The organism is Arthrobacter sp. 001422645 (assembly GCF_059816125.1).
Map to the genome: position 1 here is coordinate 151294 of NZ_JCBANT010000008.1, position 19252 is coordinate 170545.

Genomic DNA, 19252 nt, shown 5'->3' on the forward strand with positions numbered 1-19252 from the left:
CATGCTGAACTTTCCCGACACCGTCAACGAGGCCGTCGCCGGCATCCGGGACGGATCCACCGTGATGATCGGAGGTTTCGGCAACGCCGGTCAGCCGTTCGAACTCATCGACGCCTTGATGGACTGCGGCGCCAGGGACCTCACCGTGGTCAATAACAACGCCGGCCAGGGCGACCAGGGCCTCGCGCTGCTGATCAAGGAAGGCCGGGTGAAGAAAATGATCTGCTCGTTTCCGCGGCAGTCCGACTCCTGGCACTTCGACGCGAAGTTCCGCGCCGGCGAGATCGAACTCGAACTCGTCCCGCAGGGCAACCTCGCCGAACGGATCCGCGCCGCGGGCGCCGGGATCGGCGGCTTCTTCACCCCTACCGGCTACGGCACCATGCTGGCCGAAGGAAAAGAAACCCGCATCCTGGACGGCCGCGGCCAGGTCTTCGAGACCCCCATCCACGCCGACGTCGCCCTCATCAAAGCGCTCACGGCCGACGGCAAGGGCAACTTGATCTACCGGAAGACGGCCCGAAACTTCGGTCCGATCATGGCCGCCGCGGCCAAACACACCATCGTCCAGGTGTCCCGGATCGTCCCGACCGGAGACCTCGACCCGGAGACTATCGTGACCCCCGGCATCTACGTCAACAGCATTGTGAAGGTGGCCTGACATGAGCGTCCAATCCAATGACCAGGCGGGAATCCACGCCGGAATCCAGACCTCCGACAAGCCGCTGGGCCGCGATGACCTGGCCCGGCTGGTGGCCAAGGACATCACACCCGGGTCCTTCGTGAACCTCGGCATCGGCCAGCCCACCCTGGTCTCCAACTACCTCGAGCCGGAGCAGAACATCACCCTCCACACCGAGAACGGCATGCTCGGCATGGGCCCGGAGGCCACCGGCGACCAGATCGACGGCGACCTCATCAACGCCGGCAAGATCCCCGTGACCGAACTCCCCGGGGCGTCCTACTTCCACCACGCCGACTCCTTCGCGATCATGCGCGGTGGGCACCTGGACATCTGCGTGCTGGGCGCCTTCCAGGTCTCCGCCACCGGCGACCTGGCCAACTGGCACACCGGCGCCCCGGACGCGATCCCGGCCGTTGGCGGGGCCATGGACCTCGCCACCGGCGCCAAGGATGTCTTCGTCATGATGACACTCCTGACCCGCGAGGGCGTCTCCAAGCTGGTGGAGAGCTGCAGCTACCCGCTCACCGGCATCGGCTGTGTGACCCGGATCTACACGGACAAGGCGGTCTTCCTGACCGGCCCCGACGGCGTGCAGGTCCGGGAAACGTTCGGCTGCACGCTCGACGAGCTGCAGGCCATGGTTCCGGTGCCGCTCAAGGCCGCGTCCGCCGCCGGAAGCTGAGCATCCGCCCGCACGGATAAAGTGGGGCGGGACCGAGAGGCAAAGGAAATGATTGACGCAGCAAAGGGCGCCCGGGCCGGTGACCCGCCGGCCGCCAGTGACCAGTACGTGCAGTCGCTGGCGCGCGGGCTGGCGGTGATCCGCGCCTTTGATACCGACCATCCGAAGATGACGCTGACCGAGGTGGCGGCGCGGGCGGACCTCACCCGGGCCACCGCACGGCGGTTCCTGCACACGCTCGTGGAGCTGGGCTACGTCCGCACCGACGGCAAGATCTTCGCCCTGACCGCCAAGGTGCTGCAGCTCGGCTACGCCTACCTGTCCGGGCTGTCGCTGCCGCAGCTCGCCCAGCCCCACCTCGAGGAGCTGTCGCTCCAGCTGGGGGAGTCGACGTCGGCCGCGGTGCTGGAAGACACGGACATCGCCTACATCGCCCGGGTGGCCACGCGCCGGATCATGACCGTGGGGATCACGGTCGGCACCCGCTTCCCGGCCTACGCCACGTCGATGGGCAGGGTGCTGCTGGCGGCCCTGCCGCCGGCCGCGCTGGAGGCGTACCTCGCCCACGCCGACATTAGGCCCCTGACCCCGCACGCCATCGGAACCCGGCAGGGACTGCTCGCGGAGCTGGCCACCGTCAGGGCCCAGGGCTGGTGCCTGCTGAACCAGGAGCTCGAACCCGGGCTGATGTCCGTCGCCGCGCCGGTCCATGACGGGCCCAAGGTGGTCGCCGCCATCAACGTGTCACTGCAGGCGCAGTCGGTTGCGGCCCGGCCGGACCCGGAAGCCTACCTGGACTCCGTGCGGGCGGCAACAGTGGCCGCCGCCGGGCTCATTTCGGCCGACCTGTCCTCCGGACGCTGAGGCGCTTAGCTGGAACGCCCCGAAACCGGTGCGGTGGAAACGGTGATGGTGACCCCTGCGGCGTCGTCGTCACGGATCTTGAGGTGCAGGTCCCTGCCCACCAGCGAGGCATGGATATCCTCGCTGTCCGCTGGGGCGAGCTGCTCGGCCAGCCGCGTGACCGCCAGTGCCATGGCCCGGCCCCAGTCGTGGGGATCCGTGCTGGACGCCACGGCCTCGGCCGAGTAGTTCTCCTGTGGTTCGGACATGTGCTCCCGCTTTCCGCCCCTGGAGCATGGCCTGTCGGGCTGATCCCGACAGACGGCCGGGCCGGCAAATGGCAAAGCCCGGCTGGCTCCAGTACTTGAGCATGGCCAGTCTAGTGACCCCGGAGCGCGAACGTCCACGGTTCGCGCCCCTGGCTGCGGAGGTTACGCACGGAACCCCGCTAGGATTTCAAGTCGGGACACCCCACGCCCCCACTCCCCTCGAAGGACGCCATGCCAGAGAAAATACCCGCGGTCGATAGCAATCCCGTGGTCGCTAGCGAATCTGTGCGCGACAGCACAACCCCGGCCCGGCGCGCCGCCGTCGTCGTCAACCCCGCCAAAACAGGCGGCCAGGAACTCAAGGGCGCAATCTTCCGGCTGTGCGAAACGCAAGGCTGGGCCGAGCCGCTCTGGCTCGAAACCACAGTCGAGGACCCGGGCGCCGGCCAGGCCCGCGAGGCGTTGGAAGCGGGCGTCGACGTCGTGATTGCCGCCGGCGGCGACGGCACCGTGCGCTGCGTGGCCGAGGTGCTCGCCGGTACCGGAACGCCCATGGGACTGGTGCCGCTGGGAACCGGAAACCTGCTGGCCCGCAACCTGGGCGTGGACATCACCGACCCTGTGTCCGCCTGCTACGACGTGCTCAACGGCAGCGAAAAGTCCATCGATGTCGTCAAGACGCGGCTGGACCGCTCCGACGACGAACAGGTGTTCCTGGTGATGGCCGGACTCGGCTATGACGCCGCCATCATGGCGGACACCGTCGATGTGCTGAAGGACCGCATGGGGTGGCTGGCGTACGTTGAGGCCGGCATCCGCAAACTCCCCGGCAAACCCGTAAAGGCATCGATCAGCGTCGACGGCGGCGATCCCGTCCGCCGCAGGATCCGCAGCGTGATGATCGGCAACTGCGGCCGGATCATGGGCGGCGTCGAGATCTTCCCGGACGCCAAGATCGACGACGCCGTGCTGGATCTGTTGATCCTGGCCCCGCGCGGCCGGCTTGGTTGGCTGGGCGTTGTTGCCGGCATCTTCGGCCGAAACAAGCGCGAGACCGAATCCGTGGAGTACTTCCAGGGCAAATCGGCCGAGATCACCCTCGAGCGTGAACAGGAATTCCAGCTCGACGGCGACCACCTCGGGACCGGGACGCACCTTGTCGTGACCGTCGAGCCCGAGGCCCTGAAGATCCGGATGACCGCCGCAGAATAGCTTTCCTCCGGTCGCTGGCAGTACTTGCCGGCCGGTATCCGGTGACAGCGCGGGGGCGGCGGTCCGGGTGGTGAGTACTACCCGGACACCGCCGCCGGAAGGTTGTTCGCAAAGGCAAGTATCAACTCGGGTATCAACCACTCGTGTCCAAAGCGTTACCACCAACTTGGATTGGCTCAGGCATCAATCGATGCAGCCAATTGCCTTTTGGAGGGAGTCGCAATGGCACGCATGCCCCTTGTCGCCCCGGATGGTCGGACCAATGACCGACCTGCATTTTTTTGTGCGGATGAATCGTCCACCCTTCACCTCTGCGGGCGCCCGTGACGCCGCAGGCAGAGGGCACGCCGCTTCGGCTGACCCTCTCTGGCGCCGGGCACACCGCTGGCCGCCCCGGCGGCACCCTGGCCGACCTCGCTTACGCATCACACACACTTCACGTGCCCCGCGCAGCCCACAATGCCTCCGCAACGCTCCCGCCGCTGCCCAGAACCGCCGTCCCACGGCCGGCCGGTGCCGAGGGGAAGCCCGCCGAGCCGTCCACTGGACCGTCCACTGAGGCGCGGCTCTCCGGCCGCGAATGGGCGCGGTTCCTGCGCCGTGTCTTACGTGCCACAGATTGCCTGCTGGTCACCATCTGCGTCCTGGCTGGTTTCCTGGTCCACTACGAGGGCGACCGGCCGTTCGCGGCAACGTTTGCCGACGTCAACGGAGCTTTGATCGGAGCCCTCCTGGTCGTGATGTGGGTGGCAGCCCTGGGCCTCTACCGCACCCGGGACCCGAAGATCCTGGGCGCCGGGAGCAGCGAATACAAGCGGGTGGCCGCCGCCAGCGGGGCGGTCTTCGGGCTGCTCGCCGTCTTGCTGGTGGCGTTCCGCATCCAGCCGGCGTCGGCGTTCTACCTGGTGTCCCTCCCGCTGGGCCTCATTCTCCTGCCCGGCAGCCGTCTGATTGCCCGCCGCTGGTACAACGCACGGCAGGCCCAGGGGCAGTTCCTCGTCAAGGCGATTGTGATCGGCCAAGCCGAGGATGTGCGGTACGTGCTCAAGCGCATCGCACGGAAGTCCGGCGCCGTCTACGAAATACTCGGCGTGTCACTGCCCGGAGGGCGGCGCGGGGCCCGGTTCGACGCCGACGGGCGCCAGGTGCCAGTGCTGTCCTCCACCGATGACGTCGTCCGGACGGTGGGCCGCTGCGGCGCGGAGGCGGTCATCGTGGCCGGTCCGGTGCCTGGCGGAAACCAGTACATCCGCGAACTGGGATGGGGGCTGGAAGAGCACCAGGCGGAACTCGTGCTGGCCTCGTCCCTCACCAACGTCGCCGGCCCCCGGATCCACTGGCGTCCGGTGGAAGGGCTGCCGTTGATGCACGTCGACGTACCCCGCTACAGCGGCGGCAAGCATGCCTGCAAACGGCTGCTGGACATCACGGTGGCCGCCACGGCGCTGGTCCTGCTCTCGCCGATGCTCCTGGTCCTGGCAGTCATCGTCAAGCACGGCAGCCCGGGTCCCGTCCTGTTCCGGCAGGAGCGCGTGGGTAAGGCCGGGAAACCATTCCGGATGCTCAAGTTCCGGTCCATGGTGGTCAACGCAGAGGCCGCGCTGGCCGGGCTCGGGGCGCAAAACGAGGGCGCCGGTGTCCTGTTCAAGATGCACAACGATCCCCGGGTCACCCGATGCGGACGCTGGATGCGGCGGTACTCGCTGGACGAACTCCCGCAGTTCTGGAATGTCCTGACCGGCGAGATGAGCCTGGTCGGGCCCCGGCCGCCGCTGCAGCGCGAGGTGGGCCGCTATGAGCGCCACACGCGCCGCCGGCTGTTGATCAAACCCGGGATCACCGGGCTGTGGCAGGTCAACGGCCGCTCGGACCTGCCGTGGGACGAGGCCGTACGCCTCGATCTTTATTACGTCGAAAACTGGTCGATCATGGGCGACGTCATCATCATGTGGCGCACCTTCCGAGCTATGTGCGCGCCCGCCGGCGCGTACTGACTGAGTGAGGATACACAAAATGGATGAATCACGTTCGGGGTACTTCCGCGGCCTGGACCTGGAGGCAGTAGCCGCGCCGCTGAGGGTCGCGGTCATCGGCGCCGGCTACTGGGGACCCAACCTGGCACGGAATTTCACGGCAAGCCCTGACTGGGAACTCGCCGGCATTGTGGACCTGGACCAGGGCAAAGCCGCCAGACTCGCGGCCGCGCAGGGCGGCGTCCCGGTCTTCGCCTCCGTTGACGAACTGCTGGACTTGGAAGAGGTTGACGCCGTGGCGATTGCGACGCCGGCCCACACGCACCACGGCATCGCCCTGACGGCCCTGCAAGCAGGGAAACATGTGCTGGTCGAGAAGCCGCTCGCGGACAGCCGGACCAAGGGGCTCGAGATGGTCGAGGAAGCGGAGGGCCGCGGCCTGGTCCTGATGGCGGACCACACGTACTGCTACACCCCGGCCGTGCTGAAGATCCGCGAGCTGATCGCGGACGGGTCGCTGGGCGAGATTCTGTTCATCGATTCGGTCCGGATCAACCTGGGACTCGTGCAGCCGGACGTGGACGTCTTTTGGGACCTTGCCCCGCATGACCTGGCCATTCTCGACTTCATCCTCCCCGACGGGCTGCGGCCGATGGAAGTCTCAGCGCACGGAGCGGACCCCCTTGGCACGGGCCGGGCCTGCGTAGGGCATTTGACGTTCGCGCTGGCCAACGACGCCATGGCCCACGTCCACGTCAACTGGCTGAGCCCGACCAAGATCCGCCAGCTTGTGGTGGGAGGCTCCCGGCGCACCCTGGTCTGGGACGACCTGAATCCCCAGCAGCGGATCAGCGTCTACGACCGAGGGATCAGCCTCGACCGGCAGTCGTCCGCCGCGGACCGGAAAGCCTCCGCCATCTCCTACCGGCTGGGCGACACGTGGTCGCCGGCGCTGCCCGAACACGAGGCCCTCGGCCAGATGGTGGCCGAGTTCGCCGGCAGCATCCGGCAGCAGCGCCCCGCACGGACCAGCGGCGTCGCCGGGCTCCGTGTGCTGTCCGTCCTCGAGGCCGTCAGTGACAGCCTCAGCGCGGACGGGAAACCCAGCATCGTCGTCGGTAACGAACCGCAATTGGAGGCAAGCAGATGAGCATCCTGCAAGGGGCACAGATCCTGGTCACGGGCGGCGCCGGGACGATCGGTTCCACCATCGTGGACCACCTGCTCGACGCCGGCGCCGGCAGGGTGGACGTGCTGGACAACCTCGTCAGGGGCCGGCGGGCCAACCTCGATCCGGCGCGGGCGGGCGGGCGGGTCGAACTCATCGAAGGAGACCTCCTGGACCGGGACCTGGTTCACGACCTGAGCCGGGGCAAGGACATCGTCTTCCACCAGGCGGCGATCCGTATCACGCAATGCGCCGAAGAACCCCGGCTGGCCCTCGAAGTGCTGGTGGACGGGACCTTCAACGTGCTCGAAGCGGCGACGGCGCAGCGGGTCGGCAAGCTCGTCGCAGCCTCGAGCGCCTCGGTCTATGGCATGGCGGAGACGTTTCCGACGCCCGAACGCCATCACCATTACAACAACGACACGTTCTACGGCGCGGCCAAGTCCTTCAACGAGGCCATGGCCCGCAGCTTCCGCGCCATGTCCGGACTGGACTACGTCCTGCTGCGCTACTTCAACGTGTACGGCCCGCGGATGGACGTCCACGGCCTGTACACCGAGGTGCTGGTGCGCTGGATGGAGCGCATAGAGGACGGGCTGCCGCCGCTGATCTTCGGCGACGGCCGGCAGACCATGGACTTCGTGCACACGAGGGACGTGGCCCGCGCCAATATCCTGGCCGCGGGCAGCGGAGTGGTCGAGGGGGTGTACAACATCGCCAGCGGCGCGGAGACCAGCCTGCTGGAACTGGCCGAGGCGCTGCTGCGGGCCATGGATTCGGAGCTGCACGTGGAGCACGGACCTGAGCGGGCCGTCAACGGCGTCGTCAAACGCCAGGCGGATACGGCCGCGGCACGCCGGGACCTGGGGTTCACGGCGGAAACCGGCTTGGAGGAGGGGCTGCGGGAACTGGTTGAGTGGTGGCGGCCCCTGCGCGCAGAAATTGCGGACGCCAGGGTGGGTGGTGCACGGTGATCGTGAACCAGGACCGGTCCCTGGCCCGGATCAATGTCATGAAGCCGTGGCTCGGACCGGAGGAGGCCGCGGCGGTGGCCGAAGTCATCGCCTCGGGCTGGGTGGCGCAAGGCCCCCGCGTGGCGCGCTTCGAGGCAGCCTTCGCCGCCGCGCAACAGGCCCGCCACGCCGTCGCGGTCTCCAACTGCACCACTGCCTTGCACCTGGCGCTGAAAGTGGCAGGCATCGGAGCCCGCGACGACGTCGTGGTGCCCTCCCTTTCCTTCATCGCTACCGCCAATGCGGTCACCTACGTCGGTGCCCGGCCGGTCTTCGCCGACGTCGAGGCGGACACCGGAAACGTGTCCGTGCGCACCCTCGCCGCCGCCCTGACTCCGGCCACCCGCGCCGTGATTGTGGTGGACCAGGGCGGCATGCCGGTGGACCTCGATCCGATCCGCGCCCTCTGCGACGGGTTGGGCATCACCGTGATTGAGGACGCGGCCTGCGCGGCGGGCAGCACGTACCGGGGACGGCCAGCGGGTGCAGGTGCCGAGATCGCGGCCTGGTCCTTCCACCCGCGCAAGATCCTTACCACCGGCGAGGGCGGGATGCTGACCACACGCAACGCCGCCTGGGCTGACCGTGCCCGGAAGCTGCGCGAACATGCCATGAGCGTCTCGGCGAACGACCGGCATGCCTCGGTCCTGGCGCCGGCGGAGGAGTACGGGGAGATCGGGTTCAACTACCGGATGACCGATATCCAGGCCGCCGTCGGCCTCGTGCAACTGGACCGGCTGGGCGAGGCAGTGTCCCGGCGCCGCGCCATCGCTGCGGCCTACCGGAAGGCGCTTGCCGACGTCGAGGGCCTGCGCTTCAGCGAGGACCCGCAATACGGCACCAGCAACTTCCAGTCGTTCTGGTTTGAGGTCCTGCCGGAGTTCACCCTCGGGCGGGAGGAACTGCTGGAGTGGCTGGCGCGGGACGGAATTTCCGCCCGGCGCGGCATCATGGCCGCGCACCGGCAACCCGCCTACGCCGGGCTGGACACCGGCAGGGCGGACCTGTCCGTGACGGAGCGGCTCACGGACCACACCGTGATCCTGCCGGTCTACCACCAACTGACCCTGGACGAGCAGTCCCGGGTCATCCGTTCGATCCTGAGGGCTGCGGGGAAATCTGATGACTGAGCTGTTGTTGATTGGCGCCGGCGGCCTGGCCCGGGAGGTGCTGGCGTGCGTGCGCGATAACGGCCAGTTCGACGTCGTCGGAGTGCTCGACGACGACGAATCCAGGGCGGGGTCAAACCTGGACGGCGCCCCGATCCTGGGGCCCGCCAGCCTCGCCCTCCGGTATCCGGAAGCGCGGGCGGTTGTCTGCATCGGCGCCGGCACGGGGCGTGAACGGGTCGTCGCCAGGCTGGCGGGGCTGGGATTCCGGAGCCACCGCTTCGCGACAGTGCTGGACCCGTCGGTCCGGATCCCGTCCTGCTGCGATATCGGCCCGGGGAGCATCCTGCTGGGACATGTCACGCTCACTGCCGGAATCACTGTTGGAAGCCACGTTGTGATGATGCCCGGGGTGACGCTGACCCATGACGACGTTGTGGAGGACTTCGCCACCCTCGCCGCCGGCGTCTCGCTTGGCGGCGGGGTCAGGATCGGGCGTGCCGCCTACCTGGGCATGAACTCCTCGGTGCGGGAACGCACGCGGGTGGGGGCCGGAACCAGGATCGGGATGGGCGCCGCGGTCCTGGCGGACGTGCCCGACGGCGAGACCTGGGCCGGAGTCCCGGCGCGGGTGCTCGAGCCGTCACCGGCCGCAGCAGGTGGCGGACGATGACCCGGCCCGGGGGCGCCGGCGACTTCATCCCCATGGTGGACCTGGCCGCCCAGCAGGATGAGATCGCCGACGAAGTCGACGCGGGGCTGAAGGAGGTCTTCACCCAGGCTTCGTATATCGGCGGCCCCGCCGTGGCGGAGTTCGAGCAGGCCTACGCCCGGTTCCTCGGCGCCGCGAACTGCGTCGGGGTGGCCAACGGCACGGACGCCGTGGAACTGGCACTGCGTGCTTCCGGGGTTACGGCGGGTGGAGAGGTCATCCTGCCCGCCAACACGTTCATCGCGACTGCCGAGGCGGTGAGCCGGATAGGCGCCGTGCCGGTCCTTGTCGACGTTGACCCGGTGCACCTGTTGATCGATCCCGACCGGGTGGCAGCAGCGGTGACACCCCGGACCCAAGCGATCATTCCTGTCCATTTGTTCGGTCAAACAGCGTTCGTTGAGCGGCTGGTACCGGTTGCGGCCGCCTGCGGCGCCGTCATAGTCGAAGATGCCGCCCAATCCCAGGGGGCATCCCGGCATGGACGCTTCGCCGGCACGCTGGGACACGCGGCCGGCACGAGCTTCTATCCGGGCAAGAACCTTGGCGCCGCCGGGGATGCCGGCGCGGTGGTGACCGATGACGAAGACATCGCGGCCCGGGTGCGGATGCTGGGCGCCCATGGCAGCGACCACAAGTACCAGCACGATGCGATCGGGATGAACTCACGCCTCGACACCGTCCAGGCCGTGGTGCTCAACGCCAAGCTGCGCAGGCTGGCCGGGTGGAACGAACGACGGCGGAGGGCAGCGGACCGCTACCGGAACCTGCTGGCGGACCTGCCGGGCGTTGAGCTGCCCCGGACCGCAGAAGGAAATGTCGATGTCTGGCATTTGTATGTCATCCGTGTCGCCGAACGGGACCGGGTGCTTGCGGCCTTAAACGACGCGGGCATCGGCGCCGGAATCCACTACCCGGTCCCGGTGCACCTCAGCCGGGCCTACCGGGAACTGGGTGCCGGCTCCGGTTCCTTCCCGGTCGCGGAGCAGGCCGCCGGCCGGATCCTGTCGCTGCCGATCTTCCCGCACATCAGCGAAGCGCAGCAGCAGTATGTGGCGGACGCCCTCATGGAATCTGTACGAAACCTGGGTGCGCGATGACGTCGGTGTCCCGGAACGGGCTGCCTCAGCTGCGCACTTCCTCCGCGCCCGCTCAGGGCCCTGCCGCGGAGTCCACGGCTGAGGACCAACAGAGACTTCAGGACCTGGTAGCGGATGTGAAGAAGGGTTCTGTGTGGGCCGGGGCCAGCACCCTGCTTTTGCGCCTCAGCAACATCGTCCTGATGGCGGTGGTGGCGCGGATCGTCGCGCCGGATGAACTCGGAGTCTTCGCCCTGGCGGTCACAGCACATGCCATTCTCATCAGCATCGCGGAACTCGGCGTCGCATCGGCGATTGCGCGAACGGATCTGGACATCGACGAAATAGCTCCCACCGTGGCCAGCATTTCCGTCATAACGAGTCTTTTTCTTGCCGGGCTGATGGCGCTGTTCGCCGGGGCCATCGCGGACTTTCTTGGATCCCCCGCAGCCCAGCGGCCGATCCTGATCCTGGCCCTCAGTGTGGCCCTGATTGGGCCTTTCGCTGTTCCCGGTGCGCAGCTTCAGAGCACATTCCGGCAGGACCTGGTCTTCCGGGCAAACATGATCTCGTTTATTCCAGGCAGTGCGGTGCTGATTCTCGTTGCCCTCGGCGGCGACGGCGCGGCCGCCTTTGCCTGGTCGCGGGTTGTCGGCCAGCTCGTGGCAGGTACGCTCATGTTTTTGAGCGTAAAAAAGAAATACCCGTTGGGTTTCAACACGGCGTATGTCAGGCCTCTGCTGACCTTTGGGGCACCGCTCGCCCTGGCCAACGTGCTGAGCCAGGTGCTGCTGAATGTTGACTACGTCTTCGTCGGCAGGCTGATGTCCACAGCGGACGTCGGCCTGTACATGCTTGCCTTCAACGTCTGCATGTGGTCGACCGCCATTATCGGCAGCGTCCTCAACGGAATCATCCTGCCCGCCTTTTCAAGCGTCAAACGCGACGGCGGCGACGTCCCGCGGGCCCTGGACCATGCCACCCGCACGGTCGCCCTCATCGCCTGTCCCATCGCGGCTTTCACCTGCACCTTCGCGACTCCGCTTGTTGCAGTGATATACGGGGACCAGTGGGTGGAGGCGGGGCCGGTGTTGCGGGTGCTTTCATTCTATGGAGTGGTATTCGTCCTTGGGTTGCTTTTCGCGAACGTCGTGATTTCCACAGGTCGCACTTGGGTCCTTTTTGCGGTGCAGGCTGTGGCCCTGATCAGCTTGATTCCGGCACTCACGGCAGGCATCCATTTCGCCGGCCTGGTCGGAATCGGCATTGCCCACATCGTGGTCATCAGTACCGTGACCCTGCCCGCCTACTTGTGGGCAGTGCGCAGAGCTACCGGCGCCCGCACCGGGAAGGTCCTGCGATCAATAAGCAGGCCAGCGTTGGCATCCATGGCCGCAGGTATTGTGGCAGGTCTTGTGACCTGGCCCGTGGCACCGGATCTGGCCAAGCTCGCCATCGGGGGTGCCTGCGGCGCTGTCGTGTACGGGTTCCTGACGTGGGGGCTGCTGTACCCCATGCTCCCCGGGACTTGGCTCCGGCTGTCCGGGGGAAGGGGCCGGCACGTGCCGGGCTCCCCAGAACCTCGGGGCCACGCCGGGAGGAGGGTTTAGGCCATGCCCAGGGTACTTGTTCAGCTCAACAGCCTCGCCCTGGGCGGCACCCAAATCAACGCTGTGGACTTCGCTGCCGCAGTAGCCGCACACGGGTACGAATCCGTGTTGGTCGGTCCTGCGGACACATTGCCGCGAGGGCCATCGTTGTTTGACATCGCGAAAGAACGAGCCGTGGAGCTGGAGACCCTGGACCGTCCGCGAAGTACCGTCGCCGGCGCCATCGCGATGGCACGACTGGCCAAGGAGCGCCACGCTGACCTGGTCCACGTCTATGGTTCCTGGACATCACGCCCGGCCTGGTGGGGACCATGCCTGTTCGGGCGCCGGCCCCTCGTGTTGACCGTCTACGAAATGGCCGTTGACCCGATGACGCCCCGGCACACGGAGCTCATCGTCGGAACCAAGTACTTGGAGGAAGAATTTGCCTGGCGCGCAGGGACAACACTGATCAGCCCGCCGGTCGATACCTCCCGGGATGACCCCCGTGCGGTGTCCGGGGACTCCTTCATCAACCGACTGGGGCTGAATCCCGGAAACCTACGGGTGGTCATGGTTACGCGCCTTGACGAGGACATGAAGGCCGCAGCTGTCCAGGCCGCAATCCAAGCAGTGGGCGCCAATGCGAACCCGGGCGTGGACCTGGTCATCGTCGGCACCGGTGACGCCGAGAGCCGGCTTCGGGCGCTCGCCGGGAAAGTAAATGCGGACCAGCGCCGACGCGCGGTGGTGCTGACTGGTCCACTGGCCGATCCCCGTTGCGCGTACGCAGCGGCGGACGTGCTCGTCGGGATGGGCGGTTCTGCGGCGCGAAGCCTGGCCTTCGGAAAGCCCCTCATAGTTGCCGGTGAAGCGGGCTGGTTCCGGATGTTCACGCCGGACAACTCGGCGGAACACTTCCGCAACAGCTTCTGGAGCCCGGAGTCCATGCCGGATGCGGTCGGAGAGCTGAGAAAAATACTGCACCTTCTATTAACTGACGCTCGGCTGCGGGAGGTGCTGGGGCGTTACGGCCGGGACTTCGCGGTGCGGAACTTCGGGCTCCCGGCAATGGCCCTGCACCTCGTCGACACATACGACCGGGCACTCAGGAGCACCGGCGTCCAGAGCTGGGCCCGGGATCTTCCGCTGGAAATCGAACACCTACGCCGGCGGCTCCGGCGGAACCCGGGGTCCGCGACGCACAGGGGGGCGGTCCAGGTCAGCTTGCCGGCGGCTGGGGCGGCCAATCTAGAGACGGAGAAAACATCATGAGAATCGGTCTGCTGTATCCGGTCCGGAATCCATTGGATCCCCGGAACTGGTCCGGCACCCCTTATGGGCTTTCCCGCGGGCTGGCCAGCCAGGGCATCACGGTCGTTCCGTTGGCGGCGGACGTCCCGCACGGACTCCACGAAATGGTGGCAGTCCTGTCCCGAGTAACCGGACGCCGCGGCGCAGTGATGGACAGGATGCCGGTGCGGAACCTTGCGCGCACCCTGATCCTGGCCCGGCGTCTAAGCCAGGCAGCTCCGCTTGACGCCGTCGTGGCGATGGGCACAGAAATGTATGATCTGGCAACCGTTATTCCCACCGGCGTGCCGTGCGCGACTTACGACGACGGGACGCTGAAGCAAATGTGGGACCATCCAGGTTCCGACATCAGAAGCGGCGACTTCCCGCCCCATCACGTCCGCAGGTGGATCCGGAGGCAGTCAGATTCCAGCAGGGCCGCCAGTGTGTGCTGCGTCAGTACCCAGTGGGCCGCCCGTTCGTTCGCTGACGATTATGCGATTCCGCGGGACCGTATTGCCGTCGTCGGCATGGGGCACCGGCCACGCTCGGCCGCAGCCGGTGACAAGGACTGGTCGAAACCGACCTTTCTCTTCGTCGGCGTCGACTGGCAGCGCAAGAACGGAGCTCGAGTGCTGGAAGCATTCTCCCGGGTGCGGGAGCGCGTCCCGGCGGCGACGATGCACGTCGTCGGAGAGCATCCGCTCATTGATGCTCCCGGCGTCGTCGACCACGGCTTCCTTCCAAAGGACAATGCCGCCAGCCAAGAGCTCCTCGACCGGCTGTACGCGGTGGCGACGTGCTTTGTCCTACCCAGCAAGTTCGACCCGTCGCCGATCTCCTACCTGGAGGCAGCATCTGCCGGAATACCGGTCATCGCAACCCCTTTCGGGGGCGCCGGGGAGCTACTCGGGCGGGGCGCCTTGACCGTGGATCCTTCCGACTCCGGCAGCATCGCCGAGGCGATGGTCCGCCTGTCAGCACCGCAACAGGCCAGGGCCATGGGAGAAGCCGCCGCGCAAGTGGCGGCAACCGCCTCGTGGACCAACGTCGCCGGCAGGATTCTTGACGCCCTGTCGGCAACCGCCCCAACAACCGGCGCCGGATCCGTTTCCGGCGGATCCCGGGCGGGCACGACGTCGTGAAACACTACGAGAAACATCCAAAGAACATGGCGTTAGGGAGCCAGGAATCGCACCACGGCGGCGACGATGCACGTCGCAGCGTCCTTGCCCTGCTAATCCTTTACTTGGCTGGGCTCGCGTTGATCGGGTTCTGGCCCAGTCCGGTGGACCGGCCATGGGAAGGGGCATTGACCGACCTCCTGGCTGTGCTCCAGGGCTATCAAATAACTGCAGGCGTCGATTACAGCGACCTCGAAACAGCGGCCAACATCGTCCTTTTTGTTCCCATGGGACTGCTGGTCGCTCTCCTGGTGCCGGAACGCCGGTGGTGGCTGGCCGTGCTCTCGGGCCTGTTCACCTCGGTTGCGATCGAAGGGATACAGCTCCTCGTGATTAACGAGCGTCATGGCAGCCTGCGGGATATAGCCGCCAACAGCCTCGGCGCTTTGCTCGGTGCGGTAGCGGTGCAACTTGAGCGCAGCGGGCGCCGGAGGCCCGAAGCCAGTCAAGGTCCGACCGCACCACACATTGACGGAAAGAAGGGCACCGTCGCCGAATCAGCAGACCTGGCGGAGACGGCAGTCATCGGCGAGGGAACGACGATCTGGCACCTAGCGCAGATCCGCGGGGACGCCAGGGTGGGCAGCAACTGCACCATCGGCCGCGGCGCCTACGTGGGCCCGGGTGTCGTCATCGGTGCGAACTGCAAGCTGCAGAACTACGCCCTGGTCTACGAACCGGCCCGCCTCGCGGACGGCGTCTTTGTGGGGCCCGCGGCCGTGCTCACGAATGACCTGCACCCCCGGGCGGTCACTCCCGACGGAACGCTGAAGGGCTCCGGGGACTGGGACGCCGTTGGCGTGACCGTCGGCGAGGGCGCCTCCATTGGCGCCCGGGCCGTCTGCGTTGCCCCCGTAGCCATCGGCCGGTGGGCCACCGTGGCCGCCGGGGCGGTTGTTACCAGGGACGTGCCGGACTATGCGGTGGTGGTCGGTGTGCCCGCACGCAATGCGGGGTGGGTGGGCGAGGCCGGGCACCCGCTGAAGCAGGACGACGTCGGGCGTTGGCTTTGTCCTGTCACGGGCCGCCGGTACGTCGAGAGCAACGGTCAACTGGCGCCCGTCGAGGCATACTGAGGGGGAATCATGGAGAAACCGGCCAGCAGCAAGGTGGTCCTGGGTGGAACGCCCGTGGACCTGATGGAATCCGGGCCTGCCCTGGACCTGATTCTGCGGCGAGCCGCCCAGCAAGGACCCCGGCCGCTTGCCGTGGCCTCGGTCAATCTTGACCATCTCAACCATTTCGGTGCGGGAGGCCGCTGGGCAGGAACCCTGCATGCCGATCCGGGCAGCGTCGTGGACTGGGTCCACCTGGTCGACGGCGCCCCGTTGGTCTCCCAGTCGCAGCGCCTGACCGGACGCCGCTGGCCCCGGCTGGCCGGCAGCGACCTGGCGTCCCCGCTGCTGAACCGGGCCGAAGAACTCGGCCTGACGGTCGGCTTCCTGGGCGGCTCGGAGGAAAACCAGCGGCTGCTGGCAGAGAAAATCGCCGCCGAACGCCCGAGGCTCCTGGTGGCGGGGATGTGGTCCCCGGCCCGAAGCGAACTGGCCTCGGCCGCCGACTCTGAACGACTTGCCGGCGAGATTGCAGGCTCCGGCGCCCAGATCCTCTTTGTCGGCCTGGGAAAACCGCGCCAAGAGCTGTGGATAGATCGTTATGCCGCTCAAACAGGAGCCGGCGTCCTGTTGGCATTCGGCGCCGCAGTGGACTTCCTGGCCGGGCGGGTGCAGCGCGCTCCCGAGTGGGTCAGCCGGCGCGGCCTGGAATGGGGTTATCGGCTGGCGCTGGAGCCGAAGCGGCTGGCCGGCCGGTACCTGCTGGACGGGCCGTCCGCCTATCTGAAGCTCAGGACCGGATCGTACACCGTGCCGCCGGACCTGCCGGAGGAACCGGCCCGACTCGCCCCCGTGCCCTGCACCCCCGGGCGGTTCACCGGACCGGACGGTACGGCGGAGGCCGCCGTCGTGGTCGTCACGTATAACAATGCCGCCGACATTGACGCCCTATTGGAGGGTCTGCGGGCGGAGACGGCCGACCTGGCGGTGCGTGTGCTGCTGGCCGACAACTCATCCCGGGACGGCACCCTCGAACGGGTCCGCGACCGGCACCCGGATGTGATCGCCTTCGCAAGCGGCGGCAACGTGGGGTACGCCGCCGGGATCAACGCCGCCCTGCGGAGAGCCGGCGACGCCGAAACCATCGTGATCCTCAACCCGGACCTCACGGTGGGGCGAGGCTGCCTGAAGGCCATGCTGCACCGCCTGCGCACCTCGAACGCGGGCGCTGTGGTGCCCCGGATCCTGGACGCGCGGGGCACCACCAGCCCCACCCTCCACCGGGAACCGGGCGTCAGCCGCGCCCTAGGCGACGCCTTCCTTGGGCGGAGGTTGCCGGGCCGTCCCGGATGGCTCGCATCGACGGATTTCCACCCGGAAAGCTACGCCCACGCGCACACCGTCGACTGGGCCAGCGGCGCGGCGCTCATGGTCACCCGCCCGCTGGCCGATTCCGTGGCCTGGGACGAATCCTTTTTCCTCTACTCGGAAGAGACAGACTTCTTCCGCCGGCTGCGGATGAGCGGCGGGACAGTCTGGTACGAACCCGCCGCCGTCGTAACCCACGAGGGCGGCGGCTCCGGCGCGTCCGCCCGGCTGAATGCCCTGATGGCGGTGAACCGTATCCGCTACATCCGCAAATACCATTCCCCGGCGTATGCCCGGGCCTTCCACGGGGCCGCCGCGCTCTCTGAACTGCTGCGCTGCTGGAAACCGGAGCGCAGGGGCGTGCTGCGCACCGTGCTCGAGGAGGGAAGCTGGGGTGCACTGCCCGGCCCAAGCAAGGACGCGGCAGCGCCCGGCAGCTTCCCGCCGGGCGCGGTGATCATTCCGGCGCACAACGAGGCCGCCGTGATCGCGCGGACGCTCGCCCCGCTGGCCCCGCTGGCCGCAGCACGGCAACTGGAGGTCGTCGTGGCCTGCAACGGCTGCACCGATGAGACCGCCCGGATCGCCCGCGGCTTCGACGGCGTCACCGTGCTGGAACTGGAACAGCCATCCAAGGCCGCCGCCCTCAACGCGGGTGACGCCGCCGCCTCACACTGGCCGCGGCTCTACGTCGACGCGGATGTGCAGATCAGTCCGGACGCGGTGCGTGCCGTTCTTGAGGCCCTCATCTCGGGCCAGGTGCTGGCCGCGCGCCCGGCGGCCCGTTTCGAGCTGCAGGACGCCCACCCGCTGGTCCGCTCGTACTACCTGACCAGGCTCCGCCTTCCGTCGGCCCGCAACGGACTGTGGGGAGGCGGGGTGTATGGACTCTCCCGGGAGGGGCGGCAGCGATTCGGGGAGTTCCCCGACCTGACCTCCGATGACCTGTTCGTGGACCGGCTCTTCGATCCAGGGGAAAAGGCCGTCCTCGACGTGGAGCCCGTTCTCGTGCGCCCGCCCCGGACGCCGAAAGACCAGATCGCGGTGCTGCACCGCGTTTACCGCGGCAACGCCCAGCAAAACGGTCGGCCCGGCTCCCCTCACCGGCGGCACGGAACGGCCGGCCGGACGCTGTCCGAGGTGGCCCGCTCCATTCGTGGGCCGATCTCCGCCGCCCATGCCCTGGTGTACGTGGCGTTTGCCCTGGCGGGCCGCCGGGGGAGCGGGAGTCACGAGGGATGGGAACGCGACAGCAGCACCCGTCAGACGTCGGCGGCCGGCACCCCGCGCTGACCAAGGCCAGCCCCTCCGGCTGGCCCCTCCGGCCGGCTGCTGGAGCCGGACCGGTCACGCCCGTCAGCGAGCGGAGGGGGCGGGACGGTGTGCGAGGATCTCGGCCAGCTCCGCCAGCCGGTGTGCGCGGGCGGATTCCGCCGGGGTGAACGGCTCCCCGGCACGGCTGAAGGTGATCGGACCGTGCCAGGCGGTCGGGATCCGCAGCACGCTCCCGTTCGCCGGCACCGGTCCTGTGTTGCTTGCTGCGGGCTGACGGCGCGCCGTCGCTGCGTGAGCCACGCTGTCCGAGTCGGGCACGGGTTCGATCCGTGCGCGCAGCAGTTCCGCCACCGCCAGCGGCAGCTCCTCGGGGTTGGCGGCGATCCTGGCCGCGAGGCTCAGCGCCCCGGTCTGCCCGTCGGCCATTGCCAGCGCCGTGGTGGGCCACACATGCGAGTCGGCTCCGCCGCCGTCGCGCAGGGCTTTGAGCAGTTCCGCTTCGCGCAGTTCGCCGGGAGCAGACAACACAAACTCGTCCAGCACGCCGCCGTGGACCGGGTGCACATGGATACTGAGGATGTTGGTTTCCAGCCGTGCCAGCGACTGCGTGAGTTTCTGCAGCGAACCGGGCCGGTCCTTCAGCACAGTGCGGGCCCGCCACAGGGCCGGGGGGGGGGGGGGGGGGGGGGGGGGGGGGGGGGGGGGGGGGGGGGGGGGGGGGGGGGGGGGGGGGGGGGGGGGGG

The 19252-nt window shown here is 68.0% G+C and carries 16 protein-coding genes and 2 pseudogenes; 16 read left to right on the plus strand and 2 right to left on the minus strand.

Annotation, left to right across the window (positions count from 1 at the left end; translation table 11 throughout):
• The first annotated feature begins 1 nt into the window (after position 1).
• From AC6EUH_RS10540 to AC6EUH_RS10550, 3 genes are read left to right on the plus strand one after another with little or no spacing between them, the layout of a single operon-like run.
• A complete protein-coding gene (locus tag AC6EUH_RS10540; RefSeq protein ID WP_499738580.1) occupies positions 2 to 661 on the plus strand; it encodes a 3-oxoacid CoA-transferase subunit A in 660 nt (219 codons plus the stop codon).
• A gap of 1 nt (position 662) precedes the next feature.
• A complete protein-coding gene (locus AC6EUH_RS10545) occupies positions 663 to 1367 on the plus strand; it encodes a 3-oxoacid CoA-transferase subunit B (RefSeq protein WP_499738581.1) in 705 nt (234 codons plus the stop codon).
• A gap of 48 nt (positions 1368 to 1415) precedes the next feature.
• A complete protein-coding gene (locus AC6EUH_RS10550) occupies positions 1416 to 2231 on the plus strand; it encodes an IclR family transcriptional regulator domain-containing protein (protein ID WP_499738582.1) in 816 nt (271 codons plus the stop codon).
• Positions 2232 to 2236: 5 nt separating this feature from the next.
• Here AC6EUH_RS10550 and AC6EUH_RS10555 read toward each other — a convergent pair whose 3' ends face one another.
• Positions 2237 to 2479, minus strand: coding sequence for a hypothetical protein (locus AC6EUH_RS10555; protein ID WP_056428952.1), 243 nt, complete (start codon positions 2477 to 2479; stop codon positions 2237 to 2239).
• A 285-nt stretch (positions 2480 to 2764) separates the two neighbouring features.
• Between AC6EUH_RS10555 and AC6EUH_RS10560 the strand changes: the two genes are divergently transcribed.
• The 13 genes and pseudogenes from AC6EUH_RS10560 to AC6EUH_RS10620 all read left to right on the plus strand — a co-directional run bounded on the left by AC6EUH_RS10560 (position 2765) and on the right by AC6EUH_RS10620 (position 18527).
• Complete coding sequence (locus tag AC6EUH_RS10560; RefSeq protein ID WP_499738583.1) at positions 2765 to 3691, plus strand: diacylglycerol/lipid kinase family protein; 927 nt, start codon at positions 2765 to 2767, stop codon at positions 3689 to 3691.
• Between the two features lie 440 nt (positions 3692 to 4131).
• The gene (locus AC6EUH_RS10565) at positions 4132 to 5685 is read left to right on the plus strand and encodes a sugar transferase (RefSeq protein ID WP_499738584.1); all 1554 of its coding nucleotides are present in this window, start codon (positions 4132 to 4134) and stop codon (positions 5683 to 5685) included.
• Positions 5686 to 5704: 19 nt separating this feature from the next.
• The gene (locus AC6EUH_RS10570) at positions 5705 to 6814 is read left to right on the plus strand and encodes a Gfo/Idh/MocA family protein (protein WP_499738585.1); all 1110 of its coding nucleotides are present in this window, start codon (positions 5705 to 5707) and stop codon (positions 6812 to 6814) included.
• Positions 6811 to 7806, plus strand: coding sequence for an NAD-dependent epimerase/dehydratase family protein (locus AC6EUH_RS10575; protein WP_499738586.1), 996 nt, complete (start codon positions 6811 to 6813; stop codon positions 7804 to 7806). The genes AC6EUH_RS10570 and AC6EUH_RS10575 overlap by 4 nt, the downstream gene beginning before the upstream one ends.
• Before the next feature lie 38 nt (positions 7807 to 7844).
• The gene (locus tag AC6EUH_RS10580) at positions 7845 to 8975 is read left to right on the plus strand and encodes a DegT/DnrJ/EryC1/StrS family aminotransferase (RefSeq protein ID WP_200913031.1); all 1131 of its coding nucleotides are present in this window, start codon (positions 7845 to 7847) and stop codon (positions 8973 to 8975) included.
• On the plus strand, positions 8968 to 9627 hold the full coding sequence (locus tag AC6EUH_RS10585; protein WP_499738587.1) for an acetyltransferase: 660 nt from the start codon (positions 8968 to 8970) through the stop codon (positions 9625 to 9627). The genes AC6EUH_RS10580 and AC6EUH_RS10585 overlap by 8 nt, the downstream gene beginning before the upstream one ends.
• A complete protein-coding gene (locus AC6EUH_RS10590; protein ID WP_200913013.1) occupies positions 9624 to 10766 on the plus strand; it encodes a DegT/DnrJ/EryC1/StrS family aminotransferase in 1143 nt (380 codons plus the stop codon). Before AC6EUH_RS10585 ends, AC6EUH_RS10590 begins: the two co-directional genes overlap by 4 nt.
• Before the next feature lie 116 nt (positions 10767 to 10882).
• Positions 10883 to 12355 carry an oligosaccharide flippase family protein gene (locus AC6EUH_RS10595; protein WP_499738588.1) on the plus strand — a complete coding sequence of 491 codons (1473 nt, stop codon included), beginning with the start codon at positions 10883 to 10885 and terminating at the stop codon, positions 12353 to 12355.
• A 3-nt stretch (positions 12356 to 12358) separates the two neighbouring features.
• Positions 12359 to 13609 (plus strand): glycosyltransferase, encoded by a 1251-nt coding sequence (locus AC6EUH_RS10600; RefSeq protein ID WP_499738589.1) that lies wholly within the window; start codon positions 12359 to 12361, stop codon positions 13607 to 13609.
• The gene (locus AC6EUH_RS10605) at positions 13606 to 14772 is read left to right on the plus strand and encodes a glycosyltransferase family 4 protein (protein ID WP_499738590.1); all 1167 of its coding nucleotides are present in this window, start codon (positions 13606 to 13608) and stop codon (positions 14770 to 14772) included. Before AC6EUH_RS10600 ends, AC6EUH_RS10605 begins: the two co-directional genes overlap by 4 nt.
• Before the next feature lie 26 nt (positions 14773 to 14798).
• Positions 14799 to 15206: pseudogene (locus tag AC6EUH_RS10610) on the plus strand (VanZ family protein); the annotation flags it as partial.
• A gap of 72 nt (positions 15207 to 15278) precedes the next feature.
• Entirely contained in the window at positions 15279 to 15887 is a 609-nt protein-coding gene (locus AC6EUH_RS10615) for an acyltransferase (protein ID WP_056429312.1), read from the plus strand.
• A 9-nt stretch (positions 15888 to 15896) separates the two neighbouring features.
• Complete coding sequence (locus tag AC6EUH_RS10620) at positions 15897 to 18527, plus strand: WecB/TagA/CpsF family glycosyltransferase (protein ID WP_499738591.1); 2631 nt, start codon at positions 15897 to 15899, stop codon at positions 18525 to 18527.
• Between the two features lie 63 nt (positions 18528 to 18590).
• Here the strand turns inward: AC6EUH_RS10620 and AC6EUH_RS10625 are convergent.
• Positions 18591 to 19178: pseudogene (locus tag AC6EUH_RS10625) on the minus strand (ACT domain-containing protein); the annotation flags it as partial.
• Between the last annotated feature and the right edge of the window lie 74 nt (positions 19179 to 19252).

What these genes read in the sequence shown, in the direction of transcription:
- AC6EUH_RS10580 (WP_200913031.1), top strand. Translation starts at nt 7,845, where the DNA reads ATGAAGCCGTGGCTCGGACCGGAGGAGGCCGCGGCGGTGGCCGAAGTC.
- AC6EUH_RS10585 (WP_499738587.1), top strand. Translation starts at nt 8,968, where the DNA reads ATGACTGAGCTGTTGTTGATTGGCGCCGGCGGCCTGGCCCGGGAGGTG.
- AC6EUH_RS10540 (WP_499738580.1), top strand. Translation starts at nt 2, where the DNA reads ATGCTGAACTTTCCCGACACCGTCAACGAGGCCGTCGCCGGCATCCGG.
- AC6EUH_RS10605 (WP_499738590.1), top strand. Translation starts at nt 13,606, where the DNA reads ATGAGAATCGGTCTGCTGTATCCGGTCCGGAATCCATTGGATCCCCGG.
- AC6EUH_RS10550 (WP_499738582.1), top strand. Translation starts at nt 1,416, where the DNA reads ATGATTGACGCAGCAAAGGGCGCCCGGGCCGGTGACCCGCCGGCCGCC.
- AC6EUH_RS10590 (WP_200913013.1), top strand. Translation starts at nt 9,624, where the DNA reads ATGACCCGGCCCGGGGGCGCCGGCGACTTCATCCCCATGGTGGACCTG.
- AC6EUH_RS10545 (WP_499738581.1), top strand. Translation starts at nt 663, where the DNA reads ATGAGCGTCCAATCCAATGACCAGGCGGGAATCCACGCCGGAATCCAG.
- AC6EUH_RS10620 (WP_499738591.1), top strand. Translation starts at nt 15,897, where the DNA reads ATGGAGAAACCGGCCAGCAGCAAGGTGGTCCTGGGTGGAACGCCCGTG.
- AC6EUH_RS10570 (WP_499738585.1), top strand. Translation starts at nt 5,705, where the DNA reads ATGGATGAATCACGTTCGGGGTACTTCCGCGGCCTGGACCTGGAGGCA.
- AC6EUH_RS10555 (WP_056428952.1), bottom strand. Translation starts at nt 2,479, where the DNA reads ATGTCCGAACCACAGGAGAACTACTCGGCCGAGGCCGTGGCGTCCAGC.
- AC6EUH_RS10575 (WP_499738586.1), top strand. Translation starts at nt 6,811, where the DNA reads ATGAGCATCCTGCAAGGGGCACAGATCCTGGTCACGGGCGGCGCCGGG.
- AC6EUH_RS10600 (WP_499738589.1), top strand. Translation starts at nt 12,359, where the DNA reads ATGCCCAGGGTACTTGTTCAGCTCAACAGCCTCGCCCTGGGCGGCACC.